Genomic DNA, 15,763 nt, shown 5'->3' with positions numbered 1-15,763 from the left:
TTTAGAACGCGCCTATGCGTTCGGCGATGGCAAACAGCCAGAACGCGCCGGACATCAACAGCGCCACGCCGACCGCGGCCGATCCCATGTCCTTGACCCGTCCGATCTGCGGATCATGGTCGGTGGTGAGCCGGTCGGCGAGCTTTTCGATCGCGGTGTTGAGGATCTCGACGACGAGGACGAACGCCACCGCCGCGACCAGTTCCACCCGGCGCATCACGGTGGCGCCGATCAGCCAGGCCAGCGGCACCGACAGCGCCAGCGCAAACAGTTCCTCGCGGACGGCCTGCTCCGACCGGATCGCAAAAGCGAGGCCGTTACGCGTATTGATCGTGGCGCGCCAGAGTCGCAGCAAGTCAGAAACCCGCTGCGGCCGGTATCGGTTTGACCTTGCCGGCGCGTTCCTGCTTGAGCAGTTCGGCGATCAGGAAGGCCATGTCGATCGATTGTTCGGCGTTCAAACGGGGATCGCAGACCGTGTGATAGCGGTCGTTGAGATCCTCGTCGGTGATGGCGCGGGCGCCGCCAATGCACTCGGTGACGTCCTGCCCGGTCATTTCCAGGTGAATGCCGCCGGCATGGGTGCCTTCCGCCTGATGGATGGCGAAGAATGACTTCACCTCCGACAATATCCGGTCGAACGGGCGGGTCTTGTAGCCTGAATTCGAGCTGATGGTGTTGCCGTGCATCGGATCGCACGACCAGACCACGACGCGCCCTTCCCGCTGCACCGCGCGGATCAACGGCGCCAGATGATCGCCGACCTTGTCCGAGCCGAAGCGGTTGATCAGCGTCAGCCGGCCGGGCTCGTTGTCGGGATTGAGGATGTCGATCAGCTTCAGGAGTTCATCGGGCTTGAGCGACGGACCGCATTTCAGGCCAATCGGGTTTTTGATGCCGCGGAAATATTCGACATGGCCGTGGTCGAGCTGGCGGGTGCGGTCGCCGATCCAGATGAAGTGGCCGGAGGTCGCGTACCAGTCGCCGGTGGTGGAATCGACGCGGGTAAAGGCCTGCTCGTAGCCCAGCAGCAGCGCCTCGTGGCTGGTGTAGAAATCGGTGGCGCGAAGCTCGGGGTGGCTTTCGAGATCGAGGCCGCAGGCGCGCATGAAATTCAGCGCGTCCGAAATACGATCGGCCAGTTCCTTGTAGCGGCGTGACTGCGGCGAATCCTTCAGGAAGCCCAGCATCCACTGATGCACGCTGCCGAGATTGGCAAAGCCGCCGGTCGCGAACGCACGGAGCAGGTTGAGCGTCGCCGCCGACTGCCGATAGGCCATCAGCTGGCGCTGCGGATCGGGGATGCGTGCCTCGGGCGTGAACGCGATGTCGTTGATGATGTCGCCGCGATAGCTCGGCAGCTCGACGCCATTGATCTTCTCGGTGTTCGACGAACGCGGTTTTGCGAATTGCCCGGCGATGCGGCCGACCTTCACCACCGGCAGCGCGCCGGCATAGGTGAGAACGACGGCCATCTGCAGCAGCACGCGGAAGAAGTCGCGGATGTTGTTGGCGCCGTGCTCGGCAAAGCTCTCGGCGCAATCGCCGCCCTGCAACAGGAAGGCTTCGCCGGCGGCGACGCGCGCGAGCGATTTTTTCAAATTGCGGGCTTCACCGGCAAACACCAGCGGCGGAAAGGTAGCCAACTGAGCCTCGACATCAGCCAATACCTTGGCATCGGGATAATCGGGCACCTGCAGCACCGGTTTGGCGCGCCAGCTATCGGGTGTCCACCGCTCGGACATGACGTTAACTCCTGAGCAAAAACCGCGACTTACCCGCGGTCACGAAGGGCCGGGTTATACACAGGGCGATGGCCAACCGCCATTAGATTTCCACCTGCCCCGTCAAGCCCTTGCGGGTCTGTCCGTCAAGCCTTGCGGGCCCTCCCGTCAAGCCCTTGCAGCAAAAGCCTAATTCGCATTTGTTAGGGCCAAATCGCGCAAAGCGAGGAAGGAAATCGCGGGTGGCCGAGCTGGGGCTGGACGACGTATTCATCGACGATATCACGCTTCCCGCGGCGGATGGCTATCCGCTGGGGGCGACGCTGTTTTTGCCGCGCGGAGCCAAGCGCCACGCCGTGCTGATCAATTCGGCGACCGCGGTCCACCGCAAAGTCTATCGCGGCTTTGCCGGCTACCTCGCCAAGCGCGGCTGCGCGGTGCTGACCTATGACTACCGCGGCACCGGCGATAGCAGGCAGAAGTCGATGACCGGCTACAACCAGCCGAAATCGCTGGTCGGCTTCAAGGCCTCGATGTCGGACTGGGCCGCGCAGGATGTGACCTCCGCGGTGGCCTGGATGCGTGAGCGCTACAAGGCGCTGCCGTTTGCCTATGTCGGGCATTCCTTTGGCGGCCAGGCGCTGGGCCTGCTGCCCAACAACACCGAGATTTCGCGCGCGCTGTTCATCGCAGCCCAGGCCGGCACCTGGAAACTGATCGCGATGCCCGAGCGCTATCGCGTCTATGCGATGCTCAATGTCGCTGTCCCCCTCACCCGCGCGTTCGGCTACACGCCGGGCTGGCTCGGGCTCGGCATGGACATGCCGAAGGATGTATTCCTGCAATGGGTCTCCTGGGTGATGAGCCCGCGCTACATGTTCGACGACAAGAATCTGGCGGCCTTGCAAAATTTTCCGAACTACAAAGGCGCGTTGCGCGCGCTGTGCATGTCGGACGATCCCTGGGCGACACGGCCGGCGGTGGAGTTGCTGTGCTCGGGATTTACGGCCGCAAAACCCGAGATCATCACGGTGACGCCAAAGGACACCGGCGCCAGCAAAATCGGCCATTTTGGTTTCTTCCGCCCCGAACATCGCGACACGCTGTGGCGTGGTGCGGCTGAATGGATTGAAGCGGGGTAGCTGCGCCGAATTCCGGTTGTCATCCCCGCGCAGGCGGGGATCCAGTACGCCGCGGCTTATCGGTTCAATCATCGGCGTCTCTGGGATACTGGATCACCCGCCCCCCGTGCGCAATTGCGCACTCGGGCGGGTGACGACAACTGAGTATGGGTTAGCATTCTCGCGACGCATTGCGCCCGAGCTTTGCCAGAAACTTCCTTGCCCTCGAAAATGAGGGCGCAGGGAAGACCGGGTGCGCGCTGCACCCGCGGTCCCGTGTGCGGTTTGCACTAAGTAGGCTGCACACGAGCATACAGGGCAGCGGAGAACACCCGGCCTTCCCTGCGCAATGGCTTTACGGCTTATGCCGTGATCTCCCCGGAGACGAGTTCTTGGTTGACTCCGTCGCTGCCGGTTCAGCTCGCGCTTCTCCGACAGCTTGACGCCTGCAACGGGCGCCAGGACCACACGGTTTTGCCGTACGCTTAGTCCGCGCCGTCGTCTCAGCGCAAACAAGCGTCCACCGCAACCCGTCCAACGTCCGTGACGACGGCCGACGCCCTTCTGAGTAGGACGGGATGGGCGAACACATACTTCTGATTTTCGTTCTGGTAAACCGAAATATTTTTTATTTTGGGGCTTGACATGATTTATGAAAATCGGAACTGATTTGCCCGTCGGATCGTTTTGTCGCATCTCTCCGTCATTGCGAGCGCAGCGAAGCAATCCATATTGCTCCAAGCCGAGGCATGGATTGCTTCGCTGCGCTCGCAATGACGAGGAGAGAACGACATCTAAATCAAGCCTGCCTCCCGGATGTCGCTTCGCTCACCCGCGCTACGCTGCTTCGAGATCCTGTGCTGACTGTCACAGACGCCAGACGCTCCCCTTGGCATTCTCATCCCCATCGACGGACGCTGTTGACCGTCACGCAAACCAAAGGGAGCATGAAATGAACACCACCGAAGTTCGCGAACTGATTGCTGCCGAGCTGGACCAGGTTTCCGGCGGAGTGGATGGGACGGGGAACTGGAAGGGCTGTGTCAATGGCCCGGCTGGCGAGGGCGTCTATCCCTGGTACACCAGGTGCGACTACACTAACGCCGAATTCGTCAGAGACATTATCCGCTTTGGCGGTGGACGGAGTTGAGAAAGGGGGCGGACTTTCCGCCCCGCTTCAATTCAAAAATTTTACGCCATACGTCTTGCCGCGGCGCCAGACGACCTCGCAGGACTGATGCTTCGGGCGTTCGCGCACCAGCGCCAATCCAAACTTGTCGCGGACATCGATCGCGACATCGGTCACGATCCTTGCGCCGCCCGGCGACACGTCAAGTACGAAGCATTCGCGGTTGGTCAGGCCGTCGTCGACCGTCATCCAGGCTGGCTGCTTGTGCAGCTGCCGTCGCGGTTCGCGCACCACCTTTGGCTTAAGAGAATCCATCGTCACGGGTGACATCCGTTGGATCAGCAGATCACCAACTTGAAGGCGAGGCCGTAAGGTTCCCTTAGCGCGTTAACGGCGCATTGAATCGAAGTTTACGGATTTGCGGCCGCGCGCCATGGGGACGACCGGCATTGTGACGTCGGTCACAGTCTCTGACCGGCCGCTGTGGTTACTCCATCACCATCGCAAGTGGCTTTGCCACCAATGAATGGAGACTGACATGAACACCGACAATCGCGAACTCAACGTCACCGAACTCGGCGCCGTGAGCGGCGGCATGAAGTGGACGCCCGGCACCAAGAACCCCGACGTGATCGACGCCCGCGGCGGTCAATTGTCGTTCCTCGGATTGACCTTCACCTTCGACATCAACGGCAAGGTCAGCAGCTACGGCCCGAGGCCGTGACCCGGCGCGGCGCGGCGTGGATACCCCCACGCTGCCGCCGCCTTGAGGAACTGATGTTGCCTTAGGGAGTTTTATTTCCATGACCGAACCATTGCCATTGCTTATGGAAAATTCGATCCAGATCGCCTGGGATTATCTAGAGGGGACCGGCGAACTCGGCGATGCCGAAGTCGCAGCGCGCTTCCTGACGGATGCCGTCGAGACCCTGATCCGGCGCGGCGAAACGCGAAAGCTGATGCTCGCGAACCGGGCGATCGACGCCTACAAGCGGTTCAAAGAAGAGCGCCTGTTGTCGCTGGTGTCCTGACCCCACCTGCCGACGGCAGCCCGCATGAGCACCGCGATATGCGGGCTCGCGAGCACCGCGATATGCGGGCTCGCGAGCACCGCGGCATGCGGGCTGATGGGTGCTCCGGCCTTCCCTGTGTGATTCAGCGCACGGTTGATCCTCACAACGACGGCTAGCCTGCCTGCATGACGCGCGATCACCGCGTGTCCTTGCGACACAACGGAGCGGGACAATGACCAACGAAATCCGCGAACTGAATCTGAACGAGCTTGCGTCCGTCAGCGGCGGCACGGACCCCCTTCGCCTTCTGGCTACGGTATCGCATTTGCAGGCCCAGAATGCGAACGACGCGATGTCCGGTGCGTTGGCCAGCGCCCTGGGCGGCGCAGGCGCAAAAGGCCCGTCGCGCAAGATTGGCTGACAGCAGGTAGCCGCATGAGCCGCGCGATATGCGGGGACCAAGACCCGGATGTCGCGTTGCTCATCCGGGCTACGTCTACGGCGACAAATTAGACGAAGGTGCTGTCGCCGCCGTGGGAACCAACGCTTCGATTCAAACTTGAATCTGCGTTCCACGGAGTGCCCAAGCCATGACTGGAATGCCGTTAACCGTGCCCTATGGCGCCGATCAAACGCTCTATCTGGTGATGGATACGTTCGGCCCGAGGGATTTGCAGCTTCAGAATCCGATCGAGCGCCCCGATCTCGATACCGTAATCAACGATCTGATGCTGGCGCGCTTCAACAACCCGGTCGGAATCTACGCCTTCAACACGCTTGAGCACTGGACCGCCGACATCTCCAAAAATGTCGCAGAGGAAATTCAGTGCCGCTGTGATATTGAGGGAGCTCCGGTGCCGGCGCATCTCGAAGACTTTGTTGCAAAGAGCCTGAGCGACGTTCGGACCCGGAAGCCCTAGATGGATTGGAAGCACCAATGAATTGGGTTTACTGGAATACGTTCTGGTCGCTGGTCGTCAGCTCGATCTGGTTCATGACCATCGTCTCGCATCCCGACTCCGTGGTCGTAGAGCGCCATCCTCCCAAGCCGCCTGCCCGATAGCGCATAAAATAGGCACTGCCAAAAAAGCAGCAACTCCGCTTCCTGCGGAATCCCGGACACGCGTGCAGCGACCGAAAATGCCGAGCATCAGGTGCGTGGGCCAAGGTTCGGCGGAAGATTGCATGAACGCCCCTAACGCCTGAATGTGCTGGAGGATTGCAGGCGGTCAACGCCGAAACGTCGATGCAGGGAAACGCAATGACACCGTAGTGATACGGAAGACAAATCACCCGCAAATCATCTATGCACTTACGATGGAAATCGCCCTCACCGTCATGCTCGCCTTCGTCGGCATCGCCTCCTGCGCGGTCGTGATGATCAGGATGTGGGGCCCGGAGGCATTGGCTTTCCGAAAGCGGTCGCGGGATACGAAGTAGCGAGACGCTGGTCAGGCGCAGGCGATGCATGCGCCGACGAAATGAAGCGTGCGGCGGCCTCCCTTTTGCCGTGCCACCCGCTACCTTGTGATCGTCGAATTTCATCAAGTCGTGAGCCGCTGGTTGCTCCACGGCCAGGGAAACCTTCGCTGCCTCGCGCGTTTGTTTGCAGGGGAATACGGAGGACGGCCGATGCAAGCTCTGGTTCCAGCCATGATTCCAGCCCTGGCCCTGAGCGGAATGGCGTGCCTGATGTTGTCGTCATCGGCCGCATCGCAAACACGGGCGCAAGGCGCGGATGCTTCCGCCGGCCAGCAGGCGTTCAACAATGCGTGCCGGACCTGCCACACGGTCAAGGAGGGCGATAACCGGCAAGGCCCAAATCTGCACCGGATTATAGGACGGAAGGCAGGATCGCTGCCGGACTACGGCTATTCCAGCGCCATGAAGGAGGCAGGCTTCGCCTGGGACGCCGACAAGCTCGAGCGTTTCATGGCTAACGCCGATGCGGTCGTGCCAGGCAACACCATGAAGCCGTATGGCGGTCTCGCATCGGCGGACGAGCGGGCAAAGATCGTTGCCTACTTGCAGTCGGGCACGACCGGTCAATAACAGGCGGGAGGGAGTGCCCCGCGTCATGGTCACCAGGGTGGTCGAACTCACCGGCTATGCCGGGGTTCGGCATGTCCGGGTGTCGCTGTCCGGTGCGCGGATGGCTCGATGGAAGAAATACGCAAGACTGAGGCGCGCTGCTTCACGTGTGGACCTCTCATAACTACATTGACCTGGATCAATACTGCCGGCGGTCCAAATGCACCGGTGTTGTGCCGACTTCGAGGAAACTCCAATGCGCACTTTGGCTTTGACGATTATGACGATGAGTATCGTCCTGGCAGGCGGGCAAGCCCGGGCTCAGACATATGGCCCAGGTTTTTACGGTCCCCAGGCTTATGAGAGCGTTCGGAATAGCTACTGCTTGCAAGGGCGAGTATGGGGCTATCCGGGGAATTGCCAATTCTCCAGCTACGCCCAATGCATGGCCACAGCGAACGGTACCGACGCCTATTGCGGGATCAATCCCCACTACGCTTTCGCACTCCAGCGGCGCGGCGACTATCGACCCCGATACTGAGCGGCAGTGAAGCAATGTCGCTTCAGTAGCGATGTCTCGTCGGCAGCATCGACCTCGGGACGCGCGGACCGCTGGCCGGTTCATGCGCGCTCATCCGGGCTACGCGCGCCCTACTCCGCCGCCGCTTCCCGCACATAACGCGCCGTCGGCGTTCGCATCGTCACCAGTTCTTCGGCCGCGGTCGGATGCAGCGCGATGGTGGCGTCGAAATCGGCCTTGGTCGCTTTCATCTTCACGGCGATGCCGACGGCCTGCGTGATCTCGGCGGCGGCCTCGCCGACGATGTGGCAGCCGAGCACGCGGTCGCTCGTGCCGTCGACCACGAGCTTCATCAGCACGCGGGTGTCGCGGCCGGACATCGTCGCTTTAATGGGGCGGAAATCGGTCTTGTAGATATCGACGTGGCTGAACTGCGCGCGGGCTTCGGCTTCGGTGAGGCCCACGGTGCCGACTTCGGGCTGCGAGAACACCGCGGTCGGGATGGTGGCGTGATCGACCTGCACCGGGCGCTTGCCGAACACGGTGTCGGCGAAGGCATGGCCCTCGCGGATCGCCACCGGCGTCAGATTGATGCGGTGGGTGACGTCGCCGATGGCGTAGATGTTCGGCGTTGAGGTTTTCGACCAGGCGTCGACGGCGATGCCGCCGTTCTTCGGATTGATCGCGACATCAGCGGTCTCCAGCCCGAGATTGGCGACGTTGGGATGGCGGCCGATCGCGAACATCACCTGGTCGGAGGCGATGCTCGACCCGCTCGACAGGTGCGTGGTGAATTCCTTGCCGTGCCTGTCGACCTTGCTGATGGTGCAGCCGGTGATGATGTTGATGCCCTGCTTTTCCATCTCCGCGCGCACATGCTTGCGCACGTCCTCGTCAAAACCGCGAAGGATGTTGTCGCCGCGATAGATCACGGTGACGTCGGCGCCGTAGCCCTTGAAGATGCCGGCGAATTCGAGCGCGATATAGCCGCCGCCCTGGATCACGATACGCTTGGGCAGTTCGGTGAGGTGGAACGCCTCGTCCGAGGAGATCACGTGCTCGATGCCGGGAATTGCCGCGCCGTGGTTGGGCCGGCCGCCGGTCGCGATCAGGATGGTTTGCGCGGTGATTTTCTTGCCGTCCGACAGGCGCAGCGTGTGGGCGTCTTCCAGCACCGCACGGGTCTTCACCACCTGCGCGCCGGACTTCTCGACATTGGTCGTGTAGATGCCTTCGAGCCGGGCGATCTCCTTGTCCTTGTTGGCGACCAGCGTCTTCCAGTCGAAGGAGATTTCGGGGATGGTCCAGCCGAAGCCGGCGGCGTCCTCGATCTCGTGACGGACATGCGAGCCGATCACGAACAGCTTTTTCGGCACGCAGCCACGGATCACGCAGGTGCCGCCCATCCGGTATTCTTCGGCGACCATTACCTTGGCGCCGTAGCCGGCCGCGATGCGCGCGGCGCGGACGCCTCCCGAACCGCCACCGATGACAAACAGATCGACGTCGTATTCAGCCATGGTTAGCCCCTGTCTTTATCTCCCTCGCCCCGCCCTTGCGGGGAGAGGGTCGGGGTGAGGGGCTCTCACCACGAGCGAGATGCGCGTTGAGAGCGGTACCCCCTCACCCGCCGCGCAAGAGCGCGGCGACCTCTCCCCGCAAGCGGGGCGAGGTAAGAACGAGTGGATCAGATTTCCTTGCCGCGCTTCCTCATCTCGGTGCGGAACTGGCCGTTGATCACCTCGGCAAAGGACTGCGCCCAGTCGTTCATATAGGACATGCTGCCCGAGATCGCCCTCGGCTCGTTCAGGATCAGTTTCTGGCCGAGCGGGGATTTGTAGAACGTCACCAGATCCTTCAATTCCTGCTCGGTGAATTCGTTGGCGTAGATCTGCGCCATGCCGTCGCCGATTTCCTTTTCACGGCCGGTCAGATTCTTGGCGACGATCACCGCGACCTCGTTGAGGTCCTTCTGGTAGTTGAGGTTGGCGCCGAGCAGCACGTTCTTGGTCTTCTCGACGAGGCTGGGAATGGCGTTGGCGTACATCGCGTTCGCGTTCTTCATGGTCAGGATTTCCTTGGCCGCGGCGATTGCGGCGGGCGACACCGGCTTGCCCGGTACAGCCACGGTGGGGCCGTTTTTCTGCTGCGCCATGGCCGGCGATCCGATCAGCGCCAGCGTCACCGCGAGACCCGCAGCCGACAAACTTCCCGAAAAACTCTTCATTCCAATTCTCCTCAAAGATTCGGCGCTATCGCCGCTCAACTACGCGAATTCCCTGTGCGCCGGCCAGCACGGCCGTGCGGGCGAGCCCAATGAACAGACCGTGTTCGACGACGCCCGGGATCACGCTCAACAAGCCTGCCAGACGCGGCGCATCCGGTATTTTCCCAAGATGGGCATCGACAATCCAGTGGCCGCCATCGGTGACAAAAACGTGGCCGTCTTTGGCCTTCCGGACCTCCATTTGCCCGGAAACGCCGCTTTGCGCAAATGCCGACATGATCGCCCGCTGCGTCGCCGCGAGCCCGAACGGGATAACCTCGACAGGCAGGGGAAAGCGGCCGAGAACATCGACCCATTTGCTGTCGTCGGCGATCACGATCATGCGATCGGAGGCGGCCGCGACGATCTTCTCCCGTAGCAGCGCACCGCCGCCGCCCTTGATGAGATTGAGCGCGCCGTCGCACTCGTCGGCGCCGTCGACGGTGAGATCGAGGTGGTCGATCTCGTCGAGTGTGGTCAGCGGCACGCCGCAGGCCTGCGCCTGCGCGCGGGTCGCCTCGGAGGTCGGCACGCAAATCACGCGCATGCCCTTCGCGACCTTCTCGCCGAGCAGGTCGACAAAGTGTTTGGCGGTCGAGCCGGTGCCGAGCCCGAGTTTCATGCCGTCCTGTACATGCTCCAGCGCGCGCGCCGCCGCCTGCCGTTTCAATGCGTCCATGTCCACGTGGATATGCCCTTTGAAGATCCGCCGGTCTGGCGGCGCATATCTAGCGTCGTTTGCCGGGCAGGAACAGCGCAAACGAGGGCTAAATCGGCCCTATCGACCCACTTGCATCATCACTTCAGGGCCGGTAGCGAATGACAAATGACAGCTCCCCGCACCCTCGTATTCGATCTCGACGGCACGCTCGTCGAAACCGCGCCCGACCTGATTGGCGCGCTCAACTTCGTGCTGGACCGCGAAGGCCTGGCGCCTGTTCCACTCGCGAAGGCGCGCAACATGATCGGCGCCGGCGCGCGCAAGCTGATCGAGCGCGGCCTCGAGCTCGAGGACCGCTCCGTGAGCGTGGATGAGCTCAACCGGCTGACCAAGGATTTCGTCGCCTATTATGCGGAACATATCGCCGATGAATCTCGCCCTTTCGAAGGGCTGGAAGCGGCGCTGGATGAACTGGAAGGGCAAGGCTTTCGCTTTGCGGTCTGCACCAACAAGCTGGAATGGCTTTCAAAACTGCTGCTCGACAAGCTCGATCTCAGCAAGCGGTTCGCCGCGATCTGCGGCGCGGACACGTTTGGCGTCTCGAAGCCCGATCCGGTGATCCTGCAGCAGACGCTGGCCCGGGCCGGCGCGCAGCTCGCGGGCGCCATCATGGTCGGCGATGCCGGTCCCGATATCGGCGTGGCCCGGCGCGCGGGCATTCCGGTGATCGGGGTCGAATTCGGCTACACCGACGTGCCGATTGCCGAATTGAAACCGGACCGGCTGATCGGCCATTTTCGCGAGCTGCCGGCGGCCGTGAACAGCCTGATTGGCGCTGCTACACCCACATAACATATTGATTTATATAAGGTATATTTACCTCTCCTTGCCGGCATTAACCATCCTTTAGTGAATCTGCACGGTGCGGTTGCGGCCCTGTTCTCACGCTCCTATGGTCCGGATCGGGGATTGTGGCTGATCGCCGCAGGTGAGTGATGATCATACGTCGTGTGTTCGCGATTGCCGTCGCTGGAGCCTCTCTGGCCGGCTGTTCCTCGTTTTCCATGGATTCCTTCAAGCCGACGCCGCCGCCGATCCAGGTCCAGCTGGAGTCGGTGCCGCCAGGGGCGGATGCCACCACCTCGGTCGGTCCGGGCTGCAAGACCCCCTGCTCGGTTGCGGTCGCCACCCCCGACGCCGGCTTTACGGTCACCTTTGCGATGCCGAGGTTCCAGCCGGTCACGGTTCCCGTCCAGGTGATCCGCGACCCCGGCGACTTCACGACGCCCGGCTCCACCACGATCGACCCCAACCCCGTGGTCGCCGAGCTGAAGCCCGAAGGGCCGCCGCCCCGGAAAAAAACAATGCGACCGAAGAAGAAGCCGAAGGCTGCGGCAGCCGCGCCCGCCGCCTCACTGTTCCCGAGCCCCGCCGCGCCGGCGACGCAGCCGGCCCGCTGATCGGCACCGCACCCGAAAGCTGTGGATTGTGGCCGTCTTGCTTCGTGCCTATATCCCGGCTCGGATTGAAATCAGAACCGGGATATAAGTCTTTCGTTTTAACGCACTTTCTTCACGCGAACCGGTATCCACTTCGCTCGAAAGCACTATAGGATGATGGGTGACAGACGTTGCGGCGGTTCCGCCGCACGCGGCGCGCAGGCAGGGTTTGCAAGGCAGTTTGGATGAGCGGATTGTCGACTTCTCCCGATCAGCTGTTCTCTCCGATGACCGATCCGTTCGGGCGGACCATCCGCTATCTGCGGGTGTCCGTCACCGATCGCTGCGACCTGCGCTGCTTCTATTGCATGTCCGAAGACATGACGTTCCTGCCGAAAGCCGATTTGCTGACGCTGGAAGAACTCGACCGGCTGTGCTCGGCCTTCGTCGCCAAGGGCGTGCGCAAGATCCGCCTCACCGGCGGTGAGCCGCTGGTCCGGCGCAACGTGATGTCGCTGGTGCGCTCGCTGTCGCGGCATCTTACGAGCGGCGCGCTCGATGAGTTGACGCTGACCACCAATGGCTCGCAGCTGGCGCGCTTTGCCGGCGAGTTGCGCGACGCCGGCGTGCGCCGGATCAACGTCTCGCTGGACACGCTCGATCCCGCCAAGTTCCGCGCCATCACGCGCTGGGGCGACATCGACAAGGTGCTGGCCGGCATTGAAGCCGCGCGCGCGGCGGGCCTTGCGGTGAAGATCAACGCGGTGGCGCTGAAGAACATGAACGAGGAGGAAATCCCCTCGCTGATGCAATGGGCGCACGACAAGGGCATGGCGCTGACGCTGATCGAAGTGATGCCGATGGGCGACATCGGCGAAGGCCGGATCGATCAGTACGTGCCGCTGTCGTTGTTGCGTGCGCGTCTCGCCCAGCACTACACGCTGACCGATCTCGACGACGACACCGGCGGCCCTGCCCGCTATGTCCGCGTCAGCGAGACCGGCGGCAAGCTCGGCTTCATCACGCCGATGACCCATAATTTCTGCGAGTCCTGTAACCGGGTACGGATCACCTGCACCGGCACGCTGCACACCTGCCTCGGTCACGAGGATGCCTCCGATTTGCGCAAACCCTTGCGGGCATCTGCCGACAACGACCTGCTCTCCGCCGCGATCGACCGCGCCATCGGCCTGAAGCCGAAGGGCCACGACTTCATCATCGACCGCCGCCATAACCGCCCAAGCGTCAGCCGCCACATGAGCGTTACCGGCGGTTGAAATTTCAGCGTGTATTTTTGCCGTCCCGCGCAACCAAGCGCGTCGTCCCCACGTAACTGATAGCCCGCGTCAATTTGTCCATTTTCCGATTGACGCCGCTGCAACGCACTGAAATGGTGCGGCTGCTTTACGCCAGCACGGCCGGATGGGCCGCTGCTCTCTCATGGAGCAGCCAAGACGGCGGAAGCGTGCGAACGGGGGAGGACTATCGTTGCAATCGCTCCAGCGAATGAGCTGCGAACCTGCGCGTTTTTCGCGCCGGAATGAAGCTGCGCGTTTGCCGCGCGGCAGCGGCTGTGCGCGCCTGACGCGGGGTGGCGACGCAATATCAATGAAGAAATCCGGCGCATGTCGATGACGTGCCCGAGGAGAACGTAATGCGTCCATTGTTGGCAATCAGTAACGGCATCGACTGGATCAACGAGCAACTGGGCGGCATCTGCAACTGGCTCGTGCTCGCCGCCTGCGTGGTCAGCGCCGCCAACGCGATGATCCGTTACGCGTTCGGCTACAGCTCTAACAGCTGGCTCGAATTGCAGTGGTACATGTTCGCCGTCTTCATAATGTTCGGCGCCTCCTATACCTTCAAGAAGAACGAGCACGTTCGCGTCGAAATTCTCTATCTCATGCTGTCCGAGCGCGGACAGCTCTGGCTCGACATGATCGGAACGCTGTTCTTCCTGATCCCGTCCTGCCTGCTGCTGGCCTATCTGTCGTGGCCATTCTTCATGCAATCCTACGTGGTCAGTGAAATCTCCAGCAATGCCGGCGGCTTGGTGCGCTGGCCGATCAAGGCCGTCGTTCCCATCGGCTTCGTTTTCCTGGCGCTGCAAGGCGTCTCCGAAGTGATCAAGCGCATCGCGGCGTTGAAGGGCTATGTCATGATCGACGCCAAATACGAGAGGCCGCTGCAATGATTACGCTGGAGATGATGCCGCCGCTGATGTTCGGCGGCTTGATTCTGGCCATGCTGATCGGCTTCCCGGTGGCGTTCACGCTGGCCGCGCTCGGGCTGTCGTTCGGCTTCCTGTCGATCTATCTCGGCTTCTTCGACATGAACTTCCTGCAGGCGATTCCGGGCCGCATCTTCGGCGGCGTGGTCTCCAACGAACTGCTGCTGGCGATCCCGTTCTTCACCTTCATGGGCTCGATCCTGGAACGGTGCGGGCTGGCGGAAGACATGCTGGACTCGATGGGTCAGCTGTTCGGACCGGTCCGCGGCGGCCTCGGCTATTCCGTCATCATCGTCGGCTTTATCCTCGGTGCAATCACAGGCACGGTGGCCGCGCAGGTGATCGCCATGGCGCTGATCTCGATGCCGGTGATGATGCGCTACGGCTATAACATTCGCTACATCACCGGCGTGCTCGCCGCGTCCGGCACGATCACCCAATTGGTGCCGCCCTCGCTCGTGCTGATCGTGATGGCCGACCAGCTCGGCAAGTCGGTCGGCGACATGTATCTCGGCGCCTGGGGGCCATCGATCCTCCAGATCGCGCTGTTCGCCAGCTATACGTTCATGCTTGGCCTCATCAAACCGGATCACGTCCCTCCGGTTCCGAGGGACGCGCTCACGCTGAGGGGCTGGCCGCTCTGGAAGAAATGCCTGATGGGCATCATTCCGTCAGCCGTTCTGATCTTCGTGGTGCTGGGTACCATGATGATGGGCCTGGCAACGCCGACCGAAGCCGGCGCGATGGGCGCCATCGGCGCCATCGTCCTCGCTGCGATCCACCACAAGGACCTGAGCAGCAAGGGGCACAAGATGCTCCTGATCGGCATCGCCGCCACCGGCGTCGCGGTGATCGTCGGCATGCTTCTCGGTGAAGGCAAGGTGCTGAAACTCACCTTCGCGGTGGTCTATCTCGCCGTCGTCTGGCTCTGCCTCGAAGCCGTCCGCATCCCGGACCTGCGCGGCCTGATCAAGCAGGGCTACGAGTCGACGATGCGCCTCTCCACCATGGTGGTGTTCATCCTGATCGGTTCGACCTGCTTCTCGGTGGTGTTCCTCGGCGTCTCCGGCGGCGTCTGGCTCGAGCATCACCTGACCTCGATCCCCGGTGGCGTCTGGGGCTTCCTGATCTTCATCAATCTCTTCATCTTCTTCCTCGCGTTCTTCCTCGACTTCTTCGAGATCGCCTTCATCATCCTGCCGATGGTGGCGCCGATTGCGCAGAAGATATTGGCGCCGGTCGTGGGCCCCGACGCTGCGCTGATCTGGTTCGGCGTCATGCTGTGCGTCAACATGCAGACGTCGTTCCTGCATCCGCCGTTCGGCTTTGCGCTGTTCTATTTGCGCGGCGTCGCGCCCAAAGAGGTGAAGAGCTCCGACATCTATTGGGGTGCCCTGCCCTGGATCGGCCTGCAGGCGATCATGGTGGCGATCGTGGTCGCTTTCCCGAGCGTGGTGACCGTGTTCCTCGACAAGCCGCTCGACGTCGATCTCAGCAAGGTCAGGATCGAGGTGCCGCAGATCGAATTGCCACCACTGGATTTCGGCCAGCCAAAACAATAGCGGGCGCGATCCCTGCCAGGATTCCTGTAACGAAAAACCCCGGAGCTTTCGCTCCGGGGTTTTTGTT

General features: G+C 62.0%; 20 protein-coding genes. 14 read left to right on the top strand and 6 right to left on the bottom strand.

What is annotated here, in order from left to right:
• Position 1 precedes the first annotated feature (1 nt).
• Entirely contained in the window at positions 2-355 is a 354-nt protein-coding gene (locus JQ641_RS14380) for a diacylglycerol kinase (RefSeq protein WP_192740447.1), read from the bottom strand.
• 1 nt (position 356) lies between these two features.
• Positions 357-1,745, bottom strand: a complete 1,389-nt coding sequence (locus JQ641_RS14375) for a class II 3-deoxy-7-phosphoheptulonate synthase (RefSeq protein ID WP_192740448.1) — start codon at positions 1,743-1,745, stop codon at positions 357-359.
• A 221-nt stretch (positions 1,746-1,966) separates the two neighbouring features.
• On the opposite strand from JQ641_RS14375, the gene JQ641_RS14370 reads away from it, so the two are divergent.
• Both JQ641_RS14370 and JQ641_RS14365 read left to right on the top strand, forming a co-directional pair.
• On the top strand, positions 1,967-2,866 hold the full coding sequence (locus tag JQ641_RS14370) for an alpha/beta hydrolase family protein (RefSeq protein ID WP_211996602.1): 900 nt from the start codon (positions 1,967-1,969) through the stop codon (positions 2,864-2,866).
• Positions 2,867-3,797: 931 nt separating this feature from the next.
• On the top strand, positions 3,798-3,995 hold the full coding sequence (locus JQ641_RS14365; RefSeq protein WP_211996601.1) for a hypothetical protein: 198 nt from the start codon (positions 3,798-3,800) through the stop codon (positions 3,993-3,995).
• A 27-nt stretch (positions 3,996-4,022) separates the two neighbouring features.
• Here the strand turns inward: JQ641_RS14365 and JQ641_RS14360 are convergent, their stop codons facing one another.
• Complete coding sequence (locus JQ641_RS14360) at positions 4,023-4,289, bottom strand: PilZ domain-containing protein (protein WP_249150447.1); 267 nt, start codon at positions 4,287-4,289, stop codon at positions 4,023-4,025.
• A gap of 223 nt (positions 4,290-4,512) precedes the next feature.
• Between JQ641_RS14360 and JQ641_RS14355 the strand changes: the two genes are divergently transcribed.
• From JQ641_RS14355 to JQ641_RS14330, 7 genes are all read left to right on the top strand, one after another.
• A complete protein-coding gene (locus JQ641_RS14355; protein WP_211996599.1) occupies positions 4,513-4,698 on the top strand; it encodes a hypothetical protein in 186 nt (61 codons plus the stop codon).
• A gap of 79 nt (positions 4,699-4,777) precedes the next feature.
• A complete protein-coding gene (locus JQ641_RS14350; RefSeq protein WP_192740454.1) occupies positions 4,778-5,005 on the top strand; it encodes a hypothetical protein in 228 nt (75 codons plus the stop codon).
• Positions 5,006-5,219: 214 nt separating this feature from the next.
• On the top strand, positions 5,220-5,408 hold the full coding sequence (locus JQ641_RS14345; protein WP_211996598.1) for a hypothetical protein: 189 nt from the start codon (positions 5,220-5,222) through the stop codon (positions 5,406-5,408).
• Between the two features lie 169 nt (positions 5,409-5,577).
• Positions 5,578-5,907 (top strand): hypothetical protein, encoded by a 330-nt coding sequence (locus JQ641_RS14340; RefSeq protein WP_249119172.1) that lies wholly within the window; start codon positions 5,578-5,580, stop codon positions 5,905-5,907.
• A 17-nt stretch (positions 5,908-5,924) separates the two neighbouring features.
• Entirely contained in the window at positions 5,925-6,050 is a 126-nt protein-coding gene (locus tag JQ641_RS38475; RefSeq protein WP_283815193.1) for a hypothetical protein, read from the top strand.
• Positions 6,051-6,679: 629 nt separating this feature from the next.
• On the top strand, positions 6,680-7,039 hold the full coding sequence (locus JQ641_RS14335; protein WP_249150446.1) for a c-type cytochrome: 360 nt from the start codon (positions 6,680-6,682) through the stop codon (positions 7,037-7,039).
• A 265-nt stretch (positions 7,040-7,304) separates the two neighbouring features.
• Positions 7,305-7,559 (top strand): DUF3551 domain-containing protein, encoded by a 255-nt coding sequence (locus JQ641_RS14330; RefSeq protein ID WP_409364757.1) that lies wholly within the window; start codon positions 7,305-7,307, stop codon positions 7,557-7,559.
• Between the two features lie 110 nt (positions 7,560-7,669).
• Here JQ641_RS14330 and gor read toward each other — a convergent pair whose 3' ends face one another.
• The 3 genes from gor to rpiA all read right to left on the bottom strand — a co-directional run bounded on the left by gor (position 7,670) and on the right by rpiA (position 10,483).
• Positions 7,670-9,058: a glutathione-disulfide reductase gene (gor, locus tag JQ641_RS14325; protein WP_211996595.1), complete on the bottom strand. Its 1,389-nt coding sequence runs from the start codon at positions 9,056-9,058 to the stop codon at positions 7,670-7,672.
• A 167-nt stretch (positions 9,059-9,225) separates the two neighbouring features.
• Positions 9,226-9,765, bottom strand: a complete 540-nt coding sequence (locus JQ641_RS14320) for a DUF2059 domain-containing protein (protein WP_211996594.1) — start codon at positions 9,763-9,765, stop codon at positions 9,226-9,228.
• Positions 9,766-9,790: 25 nt separating this feature from the next.
• Positions 9,791-10,483 carry a ribose-5-phosphate isomerase RpiA gene (gene rpiA, locus JQ641_RS14315; RefSeq protein ID WP_211996593.1) on the bottom strand — a complete coding sequence of 231 codons (693 nt, stop codon included), beginning with the start codon at positions 10,481-10,483 and terminating at the stop codon, positions 9,791-9,793.
• 147 nt (positions 10,484-10,630) lie between these two features.
• On the opposite strand from rpiA, the gene JQ641_RS14310 reads away from it, so the two are divergent.
• The 5 genes from JQ641_RS14310 to JQ641_RS14290 all read left to right on the top strand — a co-directional run bounded on the left by JQ641_RS14310 (position 10,631) and on the right by JQ641_RS14290 (position 15,696).
• Positions 10,631-11,317, top strand: coding sequence for an HAD-IA family hydrolase (locus tag JQ641_RS14310; RefSeq protein ID WP_211996592.1), 687 nt, complete (start codon positions 10,631-10,633; stop codon positions 11,315-11,317).
• Positions 11,318-11,460: 143 nt separating this feature from the next.
• Positions 11,461-11,925, top strand: a complete 465-nt coding sequence (locus JQ641_RS14305; protein ID WP_249150426.1) for a hypothetical protein — start codon at positions 11,461-11,463, stop codon at positions 11,923-11,925.
• A 224-nt stretch (positions 11,926-12,149) separates the two neighbouring features.
• Positions 12,150-13,181 (top strand): GTP 3',8-cyclase MoaA, encoded by a 1,032-nt coding sequence (moaA, locus tag JQ641_RS14300; protein WP_211996591.1) that lies wholly within the window; start codon positions 12,150-12,152, stop codon positions 13,179-13,181.
• Positions 13,182-13,558: 377 nt separating this feature from the next.
• Positions 13,559-14,098: a TRAP transporter small permease subunit gene (locus JQ641_RS14295; RefSeq protein WP_192734715.1), complete on the top strand. Its 540-nt coding sequence runs from the start codon at positions 13,559-13,561 to the stop codon at positions 14,096-14,098.
• Entirely contained in the window at positions 14,095-15,696 is a 1,602-nt protein-coding gene (locus JQ641_RS14290; protein WP_211996590.1) for a TRAP transporter large permease, read from the top strand. Before JQ641_RS14295 ends, JQ641_RS14290 begins: the two co-directional genes overlap by 4 nt.
• Positions 15,697-15,763: the final 67 nt, after the last annotated feature.

Source organism: Bradyrhizobium sp. JYMT SZCCT0180 (assembly GCF_018130165.1).
Taxonomy (GTDB): Bacteria; Pseudomonadota; Alphaproteobacteria; order Rhizobiales; family Xanthobacteraceae; genus Bradyrhizobium.
Note: the sequence above shows the minus strand (reverse complement) of the source record. Positions and strands in the feature narration are given on the sequence as shown.